Origin of the sequence: Dyadobacter fermentans DSM 18053 (genome assembly GCF_000023125.1) — a bacterium.
In the GTDB taxonomy this organism is placed as follows: domain Bacteria; phylum Bacteroidota; class Bacteroidia; order Cytophagales; family Spirosomataceae; genus Dyadobacter; species Dyadobacter fermentans.
In genome coordinates, this window is record NC_013037.1 from 1,847,145 (window position 1) to 1,861,395 (window position 14,251).

Below are 14,251 nucleotides of genomic sequence, written 5' to 3' on the forward strand. Positions count from 1 at the left end.
CGGCACCAAGTGTATCAGGAAAAATAATTTAGATTATCGATGGGTTCTGCTCCGGCAACATCGCTTATTATCGCTACTTATAACTGGGCGGAAGCGCTGCATTGCAGCCTTTTGAGTGTATTGAAGCAAAAAACGCTGCCCCTGGAAGTGATCATCGCCGACGATGGCTCCGACCACCGGACGCGCGACCTCATCGCGCGCATGCAGCAAATATTTCCCGTGCCTGTCATCCATGTGTGGCACGAAGACCGGGGGTTCCGCAAGAGCGAAATCCTGAACAGGGCTGTTCGGCAGACTTCCGGCACTTACATAGTTCAGGTGGACGGCGATGTGGTGCTGCACGCCTCGTTCATTCAGGACCATATTGCCGCGGCCGAATGCGGCGCCTTCGTGCGCGGTACCCGCGCCAGGCTCAACCCTGCCAGAACCGAGGAGCTCCTTAAAAGTTCAGAGGCGGAAATGCGGAAGACAAACTTCCGGTTCTATTCCCGCGGAGTCGACAACCGCCTCAATGCGGTGCGGCTGCCGGTGTTCCGGTCGCTCGGGCAGCGCAGGGAAATGAAAAGCCGCAGTGTACGCGGCAGCAACCTGGCCTACTGGAAAGACGATTTTCTGCGTGTGAACGGCTACAACAACGAATTGAGCGGCTGGGGCCATGAGGACGAGGAGCTCGCGGCGCGGTTTATCAATAACAATATCATTAAAAAGATCGTGAAACTCAGCGCTGTGCAATACCACCTGCACCACGACGAGCTGCCCCGCTCCAACGAGCCGTTCCATCGCGAGGCCGTACAACAAACCCTGCTAACAAAAGTTAAAAAATGCCTGAATGGATATGAAAACCTTCTCTAAAAGCTCGCTCATTATTTCCACCTACAACTGGCCGGAAGCATTGCGGCTTTGCCTGCTTAGTGTTAAAGAGCAGTCGGTGCTGCCCGATGAAGTGATCGTCGCCGACGACGGCTCCACCGGCGCGACCGCGGAGCTCATCGAGGCATTGCGCCCCGCATTTCCCGTGCGGCTCATCCACGTGTGGCAGGCAGACGAAGGTTTCCAACTCTCCAAGATCCGGAACAAGGCCATCGCAACCAGTTCCTGCGACTACATTATCCAGATCGACGGGGACCTGATCCTGCACAGGCATTTCATCAAAGACCACCTTGCATTGAGCAAGCGCGGCACATTTGTGGCCGGCAGCAGGGTGCTGATGAACAAAGAGTTGTCAGAAAAAACACTACACCAACAGCAGCCACGGGTGGCGCCGTTCCAATCGGGGCTGGGGAATTTTTCCAACCGTTTCAGCATATCGTGGCTGAGCAGGTACATGGCCGACCGTTATAAAACGCAGGACATTTTCGCGCTGCGGGGCTGTAATATGGCATTCTGGCGCGACGATCTGCTGCGCGTAAACGGCTACAATGAAATTTTTCACGCCTGGGGCCGGGAGGATAATGAAATCGCGGTGCGGTTGCTGAATGCCGGATTGAGGAAACGGGCGATCAAATTCGGCGGCGTGGTGTTCCACATCTACCACCCCGAAGCCGACCGCGCCGGCTGCCCCGAAAACGAGGCATATCTCACCGACGCGCGATTGCAGAAAACGGTGTTTTGCAGCCTGGGCCTGCATCAATACCTGCATGCGGCCGAGCCGGCCCAACTGGTGGAAAAAGAGTTTGCGCTGTAAGCAATGCGTCAGAATCCATTGATCTCCATCATTTTGGTCACTTACAATGCCGGCGCCACCTTGCAGAGGTGCCTCGACAGCATTTACAGCCAGAAATACCCGCATATAGAGGTGATCGTGATGGATGGCCGCAGTACCGACGATACGACCGCCATCCTCCACCGGAACGACCACAAGATCGCGTTCTGGGAAAGTAAAAAGGACGGGGGCATTTACGACGCCATGAACAAGGCGCTCGGCCATGTGCGGGGCGAGTGGGTATATTTTTTGGGTGCCGACGACGTGCTTACGCCCCAGTTTTCGGATATGGCGCGGGAGCTGCGCGACCCGCAGGCCATTTATTACGGCAGCGTGCTGAAAGCCGGCAACAAATACCTGGGAAAAATGGCTCCCTACCAGCAAGCCAAAACCGGCATTAACCACCAGGCGATCATTTACCCCGCCGAAATATTCTCCACACGCAGCTACGACACGCGCTACCGCATTTCCGCCGACCACGTGTTCAACATGCAGAGCCATTCCGACGAGCGCTATCATTTCACGTTCGCCGATTTCGACATTGCCATTTTCAACGACACCGGCGTGTCGTCCCTGCACAAAGACGCATTATTTGAAAAAGAGAAAGCCGGGCTCATCCGAAAGCATTTCGGAATGGCGATTTACATGCGGTTTTTGTTTAAAAAGCTGAAAGAGAGGCTATCGGGCCATTAAAGCGCCTCATTGAACTTCATGCCCTGCGCCCTGTCGAACACAATGGCGGGCGGCAAATTCAGCAACCGGACGATCAGCCGGTTGCGCCACTTCCTTTTAGGTACCCATTGAATGAAGAACAGCAGCAAACGGAGCACGGAAACAGACCCCTTATCTGATTTTTCCGCTGCCAGCAGCTGCCTCACTTCCCGCAGATACTCGGCGCGCTGCTCGTAACTTTTCTGGTTTTCGGTGCGGAAACGGAAGCCTCCGAGCAGGAATGAAGTGGTATAAAGCCGCTCCAAACGCGAGAAACGAAGCCAGAGCTCGAAATCGGCAGCCAGCGGATGCTGCTGGCTCACAAATCCGCCCGCCTGTTCCCACAAGCCGCGCCGCCAGAAAACGGATTCCTGCTGGACGAACCGTCCATCGAACATGCGCAAGCGCTTCGCCGACCAGCGTTGACCGTACGGCAGATCGTCGTAAACGAACGGTCGCCCGGCTTCATCAAAAAATGTATTACTTCCCATGATCCATTTCACATCGCGAAACCGTTCGAAAATTTGCGCCACCGTGAAAAGCGATTGCGCATGGTACATATCGTCGGCATTGAGCCAGGCCATAATGTCACCCGTTGAGCGGTCAAAACCCTTCTGCAATGCATGGTAGAGCCCATTATCCTTTTCACTCACCCAATACGCGAGCTGCGGCTCGTACTTACGGATGATCTCCACCGAACCGTCGGTGCTCCCGCCGTCGATGACAATGTATTCCAGGTTCGGATACCCTTGCGACAGCACCGAAAGAATGGTGTCTTCCAGGTAACCCGCCTGGTTGAACGACGGCGTCACAATGGTGATTTTAGGAAGAGACATATTTATATCAACACATTCATAAACAATGCATTAATCGACCAATAACCCGCAGAGCGATGGTTCCAGAACCTGCGCCTCCTGCTCGAACGCGCCGGATGACAGCACCATCAGAATGGCTCCCTGGGAGGTTTCCAACAACCGGTGCCGGTCCTGCGGAGACAGAAGCAGGCATTGGTCCGCCGTGGCGAGCGTGAAATGCTGCTCACCGCTACCGGCGTGGCTGCTGATATGGCAACTGCCTTTGAGACAAATAACCGCCTGCTCCACACCTTCTCCACCGGCATAATCGGGGCCATTTGCGTAGAAAATGCGTTTGATCTCAAATGGAATAACACGTTCGATCACGGTCAGGCTTCCGCGGGTGTCCGTAATAGTTTTCAGGTTGATTAACTGGGCCAATGGGTGTTTTAGATTAGGTTATGCCAATGCATTCTTTTTTGTATAATTCTTATATCGCCCACGCAACCCAAACTGTATACGTCGCGACAAACTGACTTTGATCCATTTTAAAACCATTGGCGGCTCATGGCAAACCGCGCCGGGACTGACCTTCGAAACCTGCGCCTCCGCCCGCGCGAGAGATTGGATATACGGCCCGTACACGAGCCGGATCGCATCCTCCGGAAGCCGGTATTGCTCCGCAGTGAGCCGGAAACTTCGTTCGGCGCAATAACGAAAATCGTGAAAATGATAAAAGATTAGCGGCGCATCGGCCCCGTTCGCGTGATGCACCATTACTTGCCCATGCACATTTTTGAATGTATGATCGAGCACATTCCAGGGCGCCAGGCCGCCTCCCGGGTGTTGCAGCACGTGCACGCCTTCGAAACGCTCGGTCCAGTCGTCGAGGTACTTCTGGTCGCCGAACTTACCATCCTCAAAACGCGCGTAGCACCAGTCCAGGCAGGCATTCATCCACCACGCCAACGCCGTGAGGCCTTGTTTTGTGTTTTTAAATGTAATGAACTGCACACAGTATATGCCGCTGTTTTCGGACTGATCGTGCTCCTGACTGTACCGGTGCGCGGTGATCAGCACGGAATTTTCGCCCATTTCGGCGGTTAGGACCGATGGATCGGCAAAAAACAGCAGGTCCGCATCGAGGTAAGTACAATGGTCGAGCGAAAAATGGTGGATACAATGCCAGATCGTGAATGAAGTGCAGGTCCAGCAGTACTCTCCGGGCGTCCGGCCGGGCTTCACGGCCAGGAGATCGGGGGTTTCGAATTCACCAAGGGAAATGACGGTCGCATTCGGCAGTTGCAATCGTCGCAGCACGGCGTCGCAATCGTCGTCGAACGCGAAAATATACAGATGAAAATCAGCGCCTTGCAAGAGCAGCGAGTTGTACATCGCCAATCCCCGCGAAAGGTAGCAAGAGTTGAAAAGGGTACAAAAATTCTGCATTCAGGTATGTTAGGGGTCGAAGAGGGTAGCTTCAATCACAAATATCAGCGATATATTGCTAATCTGATGCGCCCCGCAGGTGATAAAATAATATATTCCTGACCATTTTCCAGGCTACTTGGTTGCAAAGCGCTTTCAGAAATAATTGACTTACAGTTACATAATAATGATTTGACTCATTATCACCGACTTGGCAATGCTAAGATCGTATTATACAGGAGTTACTTATTAATGCCGTACATTGCAGCCGATTCCAACAGAAACTTATGTCGTTTTTTAAACAGAAGAAGAAAAACCCTTACGGCTGGTTTGGTGACTATCAGAAGTGGGAAGCATTAACCGCACTCTCGGGCGGATACGAGGCGGGAGCTATTTTGGATAAAACCAAGAATGCCCTGCTGAAAGTAAAGAACGGCGAGGCCGTGTACGAGCGGGATTCGGTGCTGTTCGATAAGAAGATTTACCCCTACTCCGTCATTTCAGCATTGCTTTACACTGCCATTGAATGCGGCAATAACCTGACTGTCCTGGATTTCGGCGGATCATTGGGAAGCACCTATTATCAGGTCAAAGATGTCATCCCAAAAGCCGTGCAGCTGCATTGGAGCGTTGTTGAACAGGAAAACTACGTTCGCAGCGGAAAAGCGGTTTTCGAAGACGATGTGCTGCGGTTCCACTTCACGATCGCCGAAAGCGAGGCAGCGAAGAAAGCCGACGTACTGCTGCTGTCGAGCGTGGTCCAGTACCTGGAAAAACCGCACGCGTTTCTGGAAGATATCAAACAGTACAATTTTAAATACATCCTCATCGACCGCACGGCGTTCGTCAACACCGAACGGCCCGACCGGCTAACGCTCCAAATCGTACCGCCGGAGATCTACGAGGCGCGGTATCCGGCCTGGTTCTTCAACGAACAGCAGTTTCTGGCGCATTTTGAGGGCTACGAAATCAAAATGGAATTTGACTCTTTCGTGGCGGGTGAGCAGGAAATGGAAATCGACCACGTGAAGGCCGGCTACGACAAAGGTTTTTTCCTGATCAAAAAGTGAGGCAGCGCGCTATTTGCCCTGCCGGCTCACCATTTCATTGATCCAAATGGGCGCGAAGGGTGACGTGCAACCCTTGGAAACGGGGTAATCGCGGTAAATGCCGAGCTTCTCGCCTATTGCGAGCGCGCGGGCGCGAAGCTCCGGAAAGTGGATGCCGATTTGCGCCAGCGTGGTGTTCATCGTCCATTGTGCCTCGGAAGGGGCCGTCGGCATTTCGGATTCGATACGGTCGAGCAGGCCGGGAATGTCGAGGCCTTCGGGTTCGCGGGTGACGCGGCCGGCGGTGAGGCTCCACCCGGCGCGGGCAGCCCAGGGGTAACCGGAATTCATCCAGGCCTCGCGCAGTTCCTCTTTTTGCGGATGCTCCTTGATAATGTAAGAAGAAAGCCAATCGGCCACCCAGAAATAGTTGACGCTGTGCACGAGGCGGTCGAGCTCGCCGACGGACAGCAGCTTGGGCTTCATGACCAGCATTGCCAGCAGTTGCGCTTCGATATTCCCCGTGTCCCACAAGGCGAGGCCCAGTTGCTGATCGGATTTGATTTTGCTGGCGATGGACCGGATATCGCCCATTTTCACGCCAAACTGATTATCGTGCGCGCCATTCTTCTTATTCATGGCGCGCACCTTTTCGTTCCCAAGCGATTCCAGTTTTGCTAACGCTTCTTCGACGGTCATTTTGCTTCAATTTTCGGATAGCGAAGTTGACCATCCGTTAGATAACCGATAAAGGCTTTTGGGACAAAAAACTCCTTACGGTTCTACTTCAACGATCATTTCGATCTCCACGGCAATGCCGGAAGGCAGTGAAGCCACGCCGATGGCCGAACGGGCGTGTTTGCCGCTCTCGCCGAAAACCTCGACCATGAAATCGGTGAAGCCGTTGATCACCTGCGGCTGCTGGGTGAGCGTGGGCGTCGAGTTCACGAGGCCAAGCACTTTCACGACTCTTTTGACTTTATTCAAATCGCCGATCTCGTTTTTCAATGCGGCCAGCAAAGCCACCCCGCAAAGTTTGGCAGCCTCTTTGCCCTGCTCCACGCTGAGGTTATCCCCTACTTTTCCAAGGATCTGTCCGCCGCCGGGCTTGTCGGGACCGTGGCCCGAAAGATAAATAAGATTGCCCACACGCACAGCGGGGAGGATGTTTCCTTTACCGGGCTTGGGTTTCGCTAAGGAGATTCCCAGCTCGGTCAGCTTTTTCTCAACATCGGGACGGGTTTGTGCATTCCCCTGAAAAGCGACTGCCAAAAACAGCATCAGGGACGCAGCGAATGAAGTTGGTTTTAACATGATAGGTTTAGTTAATCTATTAATTATGGCCAAAAGTAGCAATCATTCCGCAGTAAGCCCAGCCGAAGCCATAAAGTAATCCTTCCTCTACACCTAACCGCCAGGCTACCAGCCAGGCACCCCCCGGGCTTCCAGCGGGCTACCGCCGGGGTCACATTATGATATTGTTAAATAGCATTTCGCGGAAAGCCCAAGTACGAACGATTGACCAATTTTGCGGCCCTAAAACCGGAACTAACTTAATCCAATCACCATAAAAATCATCTACACCCATATGGATCGATGTAAAGAAAGGTGGCCGCTGCGTGCAGGCACCTTACAAAAATCGATTGCCCACGCAGCGCTGATCGCCCTGATCGGCGGCACGAGCTGGGCATCCCCGGCGATCGAAACCGGCCTGAAAACAAGCAGGACCCACCGGAACTTCGCTCAGGCCGACCGCCAGATCAAAGGCCGCGTTACCGACGGCGATACGCCCGACGGTATCCCCGGCGTGAATGTCGTGATCAAAGGCAGCCAGACAGGCACCGTGACCGACGCCAGCGGAAATTACACCCTCGACATCCCCGATGGCGGCGCGACACTCGTGTTTTCCTACGTTGGCTATATCAGCCAGGAAATTCCCTCCGGCACCCGCAGCACGATCGACGTGGCATTGAAGGCCGACACCAAGTCGCTGAACGAAGTGGTGGTGGTAGGTTACGGCACCCAAAAGAAGGTGAACCTGACCGGCGCCGTAGACCAGGTGGGCCAGGAAGTACTGCAAAACCGTCCAATCCCGAACCTTGCGCAAGGCCTCGTGGGCGTGGTACCCAACCTGAACATCCGTATGTTGGACGGAAAGCCGACGCAATCGCCGTCGTTTAACGTCCGCGGTACGACGTCCATCGGCCAGAACGGAAGCGCCCTCGTGCTTATCGACGGTGTGGAGGGCGACCCGCGCATGCTCAACCCGCAGGACATTGAAAGCATTTCGGTGCTGAAAGACGCCGCTTCGGCGTCCATTTACGGTGCACGCGCGGTTTTCGGCGTGGTGCTCATCACCACCAAACCGGCACCGGAAGGCAAAATGCGGATTTCCTATACGGCCAACTACTCGATCAAGTCACCGACCGAGGTGCCCGACAATATCGTGGATTCCTATCCGTGGGCGCAGGGTTTCAGCGACGCATGGTCGCGCTGGAACGACAACGGCAGCACGCCGACGGCGATCAACAAGACGATCAGCTTCTCACCTGCCTATTTGGCCGAGATCAAGCGCCGGTATGAAGACCCATCGCTTCCAAAAGTGGAAGTGAACCCCACCACGGGCGAGTACCAGTATTATTACAGCACGGATTGGTACAAGGAGCTGTACAAGAAGAATTTCAGCGCCCAGGATCACGCCCTGTCCATCGCCGGCGGCACCGACAAGGCTACCTACCTGCTGAGCGGCCGGTTCAATAACCAGGACGGCTTGTTCCGCTACAATACCGACAAATACAGCATGTACAACTTCCGCGGAAAAGGCGGTATACAGCTGACATCGTGGCTGCGCGTGGATAACAATACCGAGTTTTCGCAATTGAAATATCACCAGCCATTGAACGTGGGAGAAGGAAGCGGTATTTACCGGAACATCGCCGACGAAGGCCACCCGTTGGCCCCGCTTCGTAACCCCGACGGAACGCTCTCATTCTCGGCAGCCTACACGGTGGGTGACTATTATTATGGTAAAAATGCGATCGACCAGACGCGCCGCTTCCTGAAAAACCAGACAGCCCTCAAAGCACAGTTTTTCGAAAAGGCATTGACCATCCGGGGTAACCTCACGTTCCAGAGCACCGACCTGGCTACCAACCAAAAGCGCGTGCAGGTGCCTTACAGCCGTACCAAGGGCGTGATTGGCTACACGGGAACGAACACCAACGACCTTGCCGAAGGCCGCAACACGATTAACTACCTGGCTACCAACCTTTATGCCGACTACGTGAAGTCGTTCAACAACACGCATAACTTCACTTTGCTGGGCGGTTTCAACTACGAGCGCTCGGTCACCGACAGCATTTACGCGCAGCGCAACGGAATCGTGTACAGCGACGCCGACAACATCAACCTGGCACTCGGCCAGAGCGTGACCACGGCGGGCCGTTACCGCAAATGGGCCATTGCGGGTGGTTTCTTCCGGTTGAACTACAACTTCCGCGAGCGCTACCTGCTCGAATTGAATGGCCGCTACGACGGTTCGTCGAAATTCCCGACCGACCAGCAATGGGCGTTTTTCCCGTCGGTATCTGCCGGATGGCGCGTGTCCGAGGAGCCATTCTGGAAGGTTAATCCCAAAGTCATTTCCAACATCAAGGTCCGCGCTTCTTACGGTTCGCTGGGTAATGGCAACATCGATCCTTACTCTTTCTACGAGAAATTCGGCATTACGCAATCGGGTCGCGTGATCAATGGCATTCGTCCGCAAACGACCAGCATGCCGGGCGTGGTACCAAACGGACTGACCTGGGAAACATCCACTACCGCCAACTTTGGTCTGGATTTCCATGCGCTGAACAGCCGCCTGCAATTCTCTGGGGACATTTACCAGCGCAAAACGACGGACATGTTCACCGTAGGCCCGACTGTCCCCGCAGTTTTTGGAACGACCGTTCCAAAAGGCAACTATGCCGATTTGAAAACCAATGGCTGGGAGCTTTCGATCAACTGGGACGACCTGTTCAACGTGGGTTCGAAGCCATTCCACTACAACGTGCGGGTGACTTTGGCGGACTACAAGGCTTACATTACCAAATACAACAATCCCGACAAAAACCTGACCGACTACTACGAAGGCCAGCGCGTGGGTGAAATATGGGGCTACAAAGTGGCGGGCCTGTTCCGTTCGGAAGCTGAAATCGCGGAATCGCCATCGCAGAGCAACATTCCGAACACCAACACCCGCAAAAACTATCCGGGCGACCTCAAATTCCAGAACCTGGACGGCGACAACGTCATTTTCCAGGGCCTGAACCGCGTGGGCAACTCGGGTGACAAAACGATCATCGGTAACTCCGAGCCGCGTTATACTTACGGTGTAAACCTCAACAGCGACTGGAACGGGTTCTTCCTGGGCGCATTTTTCCAGGGTGTGCTGAAACAAAACTGGTACCCATCGGGCGAAGCGCGTTTCTGGGGACAATACAACCGGCCTTACAACGCCTACCCGCGCTGGCACCAGGACAATATGTTCCGCGAAGAGCTGGGTAATTTCGATGCTTACCTGCCGCGCCTCGTAGGCTACACGGCACAAGGCACCGGACGAGCATTGCAAGTGGCCAACGACCGCTTCATGCAGAATGTGGGGTATATCCGGTTGCGAAACCTGCAAATCGGCTACACGATTCCAGAGCGCATTACCTCGAAAATCCACGCCCGCGACCTGAAGGTGTACCTTTCGGGCGAAAACCTCTGGACGTGGTCGCCATTGTACAAATGGACGCGTGACACCGACGTGACGAGCATTATCGGCTCCGACCGCGACCTCAGCGGCGGCGCAAGCGGCGATGGTTACAATTACCCGATGTTGAAATCCGTATCGATCGGATTGTCACTCAACTTTTAATGGAATTTTTATGAAGACAAATAAAATACTTAGCTATACCCTTGCCGCGATGCTGCTCGCCACGGCAAGCTCCTGCGACCTGAACGAGGTGCCGGTGGATACCGCTACCAACGAAGCGGTGTTCAGCTCGGAAGCGGGCCTGGAACTTTACGCCAATTCATTTTATGACCTGCTCCCCAACACGGACGTGGGCGTGTTCCAGATTGACGACAACTCCGACCTCGTGGCCCGCAACGGCGTGGACGATTACCTCGCTGTGAATGCATTGAGCCCCATTACCAGCAGTGGATGGACCTGGACGCAGCTACGTAATATCAATTATTACATTGAAAATACGCAGAAAAGCACCGTCGCTACCAAAAACCATTACCTCGGCGTGGCGCGCTTTTTCCGGGCGTTGTTTTATTTTGAGAAGGTCAAAAGATTCGGTGATGTGCCCTGGATCGAAGAAACCATTGATGTGAACGACGATGCGGCGCTTTACGGCGCGCGCATGAACCGCTACGAGGTGATGGACAAAGTGCTGGCCGACCTGAACTTCGCGATCGAGAACATTACACTCACCTCCGACCCGTCGGTTACGCGCATTACCAAAAATGTAGCCCGCGCCTACAAGACCCGCATTGCCTTGTTCGAGGCGTCGTGGCGCAAGTACCATACCGAAGACAACAAGCAGTCGACGGCCGATGCGTGGTATGAAGAGGTAGTTAAAGAAGCGAATGCGATCAATGGTTACACGCTGCATTCGACGGTGGCCGACAAGTCGTACCGCGAGCTGTTCCTTGCCAAAACGGCTTTCGCCGACGAATCGATCCTTTCCGTAGCGCTGAGCGCCAGCTTGCAGGTGTACAGCTCGGCCAACCGCCGGTTTATCAGCCCTACTTATGGTAACCGCCCAAGCCTCACGCGCCGTTTTATCAACACCTACCTTAACCTGGATGGAACGCCATTCACCAGCAAGGCAGGCTACGAAACGACGCCGTTTGTGGAAGAGGTCAAAAACCGCGATCTGCGCCTGAAACAAACCATCCGCACGGGCGATTACACCCGCACGGAAAACGGCCTGCCCGTGATCGCGCCGCCGAATTTCAGCCAGACCAACACCGGCTACCAGCCCATCAAATGGTGCTACGACGAACGTTTCCCGTTCGACGACGAAAGCCGCAACGACAATGCGCACATCGTGATGCGCTATGCCGAAGTGCTGCTCAACAAAGCCGAAGCATTGGCCGAGCTCGGCAAAATGACCGCCGAAGACTGGACTACGACCATTGGTGCCCTCAGAAAGCGTGCAGGCATTACCGGCGCCACGCTCACGACGCTGCCTACCAAGGCCGATCCCTACATGGTATCGTTCTTCGGCGGCAAATTCAGCAACCCGGTGCTGCTTGAAGTACTGCGCGACAGAGGTACGGAAATGGTATTCGAAGGCCTGCGCCCCGACGACCTGAGAAGATGGAAGCTCGGCAAGTTGTTCCAGGACGCGCCGATGAACGGCATGTACGTGCCCGCCCTCGGCGAATACGACCTGAACGGCGACGGCAAAAACGATGTGTACTTTTACCAGGGCACCAAACCCACGTCGACCACGCCGGGCATCGCATTCGTGGACGTAACCCCGTCCACAGCCGTTGGCCGCGTTCAGCTTTCGAAAGGCACTTCCGGAGAGGTTATATGGAATCCCGGCCAACGCGAATGGGCGGATAAGAAATACCTCTACCCCATTCCCGAGGCCGACCGGATCAGAAACCCGGCCCTGGGCCAGAACCCGGGCTGGTAAGCGTCAGTTCATTCGAATTACAAAAGAGGTTGTCCCGAACGGCAACCTCTTTTTTTTTGTAAAAAATTATTTTACATACAAAATATGAATTTAATCAAACAATAATACATACATTTACTGAATAAATACATTAAACCGTTGGCTGCCAAATGAAAGGGACCAACCTGGGGGAGTTTGAAGAGCTGGTATTGCTCACGATCGCGGCATTGGGCCGGGAGGCATACAGCGTGGCCATTTGCGACGAGCTCGAACGATACACCGGCCGCTCGGCTAAGCTGGGCGTGGTGCATGCCGTGCTCAATCGGCTGGAAGAAAAAGGGCTTGCGAAAAGCCAGCTCGGCGACGCCAGCGCCACTCGCGGCGGCAAGCGGAAGCGGTATTACGAAGTGAGCCACGCAGGCAAGGTGGCGCTCATGCGTGCGAAGGAGCTGCGCGAAACGATCTGGCGCAACATTCCCGGCTTTAACCTCGAAGGTTCGATATGAAAAAGCCCGACCCGCAACCACCGCAATGGGCCACGCGCTTCCTGCGCTGGTACTGCCGGCCCCGCCTGCTCGAAGACCTCGAAGGCGACCTCTACGAATATTTCCGGCGCAATGTCCGCGACAAAGGCGCCCGGCGCGCCCGGTTCATTTATATGATCGACGTCGTCAAGTTTCTCCGGCCGTACACCGTGCGCAAAATCGAAATCTTCACCTTTCTAACCCATTTCATGATGATCGGCAGCTATTTCAAAACCTCGCGGCGCAGCCTGGTGCGCAACAAACTGTTTTCGGTGATCAACATCATTGGTCTGGCCGTGAGCATGGCTGTGGGCTTATTGGTGATCTCTATTGTGAACGATTTGCGCTCCTATGACGATTTTCACGAGAAGAAAGATCGCACATACCGGATAATCACGCGGCATGCCGGCGATGGGCAGTCACCGATGGACCTGGCTTCCACCTCGGTGCGCATCGGGCAGCGGCTCAAAGAAAATGTGCCGGGCGTGGAAGATTTCACACTCCTGCGCACGGGATTTTCGGGTGATGCACAAATCGGCAAAAACACCTTCCCGCTGGAAGCGATCTGGGCCGACCATTCGTTTTTCAAGGTATTCACCTTTCCGCTCGTTGCCGGCGATCCGGCTACGGCGCTGAAAGAGCCATTTTCACTCGTAGTGAGCGAAAAAACGGCCGAGCGGCTTTTCGGCAAATCCAACCCGCTGGGCCAGACCGTCCGCTTCGATACGCTGGATTACCAGGTGACCGGCGTGGCGAAGGAAGTTCCAAGCCTGTCGCACCTGCGTTTCGACGCGCTGGTATCATTTGCCACCGCCGACGCAACGATGGGTAAAAAGGAAGACTGGTTTTATGATTGGGATAATGTGTGGTCCAATTACGTGTACCTCACCGTGCCCCGGGGCGGCAGCACAGGCAATGTGCAGCGCACACTGGATCAGATCAGTGCGGAGGAAAACAAGGCCATGGAGAACCTCAAAGTGACCGTGTCGCTGCAACCATTAAAGAATATCGCTTTGGGAAAGGATCTTTCCAACAATCTCGGCCCTGAAACCGAGCCGGTTACGCTCTGGATTCTTGGCGGGCTGGCATTGGTGATCATTCTTTCGGCCTGTTTCAACTACACCAACCTGTCGATCGCCCGTTCGCTCCGGCGGTCGCGCGAGGTGGGGGTACGCAAGATCATCGGTGCCCGAGCGGGGCATGTCGTCGGGCAGTTCATTGCCGAAGCGGTGATGATCGCATTTCTTGCATTGCTGCTCTCGTTTGGCCTGTACCTGCTGCTGCGCAAGGAGTTTTTCGCCCTCGACCCGCATATTTCGCAGATATTCACCCTTGAACTATCGACCCGATCCTGCTGTATTTCATTGCATTAGCGGCATTC

The 14,251-nt window shown here is 54.6% G+C and carries 13 protein-coding genes; 8 read left to right on the forward strand and 5 right to left on the reverse strand.

The features are described 5' to 3' along the window. Nucleotides 1-39: 39 nt before the first annotated feature. Genes DFER_RS07620 through DFER_RS07630 form a run of 3 tightly spaced genes read left to right on the forward strand, consistent with a single transcriptional unit; the run spans nt 40 to nt 2,395 of the window. On the forward strand, nt 40-852 hold the full coding sequence (locus tag DFER_RS07620) for a glycosyltransferase family 2 protein (RefSeq protein WP_015811045.1): 813 nt from the start codon (nt 40-42) through the stop codon (nt 850-852). Continuing rightward, nucleotides 836-1,684: a glycosyltransferase family 2 protein gene (locus DFER_RS07625; protein ID WP_015811046.1), complete on the forward strand. Its 849-nt coding sequence runs from the start codon at nt 836-838 to the stop codon at nt 1,682-1,684. The genes DFER_RS07620 and DFER_RS07625 overlap by 17 nt, the downstream gene beginning before the upstream one ends. Nucleotides 1,685-1,687: 3 nt before the next feature. Further along, nucleotides 1,688-2,395: a glycosyltransferase family 2 protein gene (locus DFER_RS07630; protein ID WP_015811047.1), complete on the forward strand. Its 708-nt coding sequence runs from the start codon at nt 1,688-1,690 to the stop codon at nt 2,393-2,395. On the opposite strand, the gene DFER_RS07635 is transcribed toward DFER_RS07630, so the two are convergent. The 3 genes from DFER_RS07635 to DFER_RS07645 are packed head-to-tail and all read right to left on the reverse strand — an operon-like array spanning nt 2,392 to nt 4,656. Then, on the reverse strand, nt 2,392-3,249 hold the full coding sequence (locus DFER_RS07635; protein WP_015811048.1) for a glycosyltransferase family 2 protein: 858 nt from the start codon (nt 3,247-3,249) through the stop codon (nt 2,392-2,394). The two genes, DFER_RS07630 and DFER_RS07635, sit on opposite strands and share 4 nt — an antisense overlap. Before the next feature lie 30 nt (nt 3,250-3,279). After that, nucleotides 3,280-3,648, reverse strand: a complete 369-nt coding sequence (locus tag DFER_RS07640; protein ID WP_015811049.1) for a sugar 3,4-ketoisomerase — start codon at nt 3,646-3,648, stop codon at nt 3,280-3,282. Between the two features lie 18 nt (nt 3,649-3,666). Then, the gene (locus DFER_RS07645; protein ID WP_015811050.1) at nt 3,667-4,656 is read right to left on the reverse strand and encodes a hypothetical protein; all 990 of its coding nucleotides are present in this window, start codon (nt 4,654-4,656) and stop codon (nt 3,667-3,669) included. Between the two features lie 266 nt (nt 4,657-4,922). On the opposite strand from DFER_RS07645, the gene DFER_RS07650 reads away from it, so the two are divergent. After that, nucleotides 4,923-5,705 carry a methyltransferase, TIGR04325 family gene (locus tag DFER_RS07650; protein WP_015811051.1) on the forward strand — a complete coding sequence of 261 codons (783 nt, stop codon included), beginning with the start codon at nt 4,923-4,925 and terminating at the stop codon, nt 5,703-5,705. A 9-nt stretch (nt 5,706-5,714) separates the two neighbouring features. Here the strand turns inward: DFER_RS07650 and DFER_RS07655 are convergent, their stop codons facing one another. Beyond that, nucleotides 5,715-6,383 (reverse strand): DNA alkylation repair protein, encoded by a 669-nt coding sequence (locus DFER_RS07655; protein WP_015811052.1) that lies wholly within the window; start codon nt 6,381-6,383, stop codon nt 5,715-5,717. 75 nt (nt 6,384-6,458) lie between these two features. Further along, nucleotides 6,459-6,998 carry a RidA family protein gene (locus DFER_RS07660; RefSeq protein WP_143828689.1) on the reverse strand — a complete coding sequence of 180 codons (540 nt, stop codon included), beginning with the start codon at nt 6,996-6,998 and terminating at the stop codon, nt 6,459-6,461. Between the two features lie 274 nt (nt 6,999-7,272). On the opposite strand from DFER_RS07660, the gene DFER_RS07665 reads away from it, so the two are divergent. From DFER_RS07665 to DFER_RS30785, 4 genes are all read left to right on the forward strand, one after another. Further along, the gene (locus DFER_RS07665; RefSeq protein WP_015811054.1) at nt 7,273-10,587 is read left to right on the forward strand and encodes a SusC/RagA family TonB-linked outer membrane protein; all 3,315 of its coding nucleotides are present in this window, start codon (nt 7,273-7,275) and stop codon (nt 10,585-10,587) included. A 10-nt stretch (nt 10,588-10,597) separates the two neighbouring features. Next, on the forward strand, nt 10,598-12,367 hold the full coding sequence (locus DFER_RS07670; protein ID WP_015811055.1) for a RagB/SusD family nutrient uptake outer membrane protein: 1,770 nt from the start codon (nt 10,598-10,600) through the stop codon (nt 12,365-12,367). A gap of 149 nt (nt 12,368-12,516) precedes the next feature. Next, the gene (locus tag DFER_RS07675; RefSeq protein ID WP_015811056.1) at nt 12,517-12,852 is read left to right on the forward strand and encodes a PadR family transcriptional regulator; all 336 of its coding nucleotides are present in this window, start codon (nt 12,517-12,519) and stop codon (nt 12,850-12,852) included. Next, nucleotides 12,849-14,243 (forward strand): ABC transporter permease, encoded by a 1,395-nt coding sequence (locus tag DFER_RS30785; protein WP_310586758.1) that lies wholly within the window; start codon nt 12,849-12,851, stop codon nt 14,241-14,243. The genes DFER_RS07675 and DFER_RS30785 overlap by 4 nt, the downstream gene beginning before the upstream one ends. Nucleotides 14,244-14,251 lie beyond the last annotated feature (8 nt).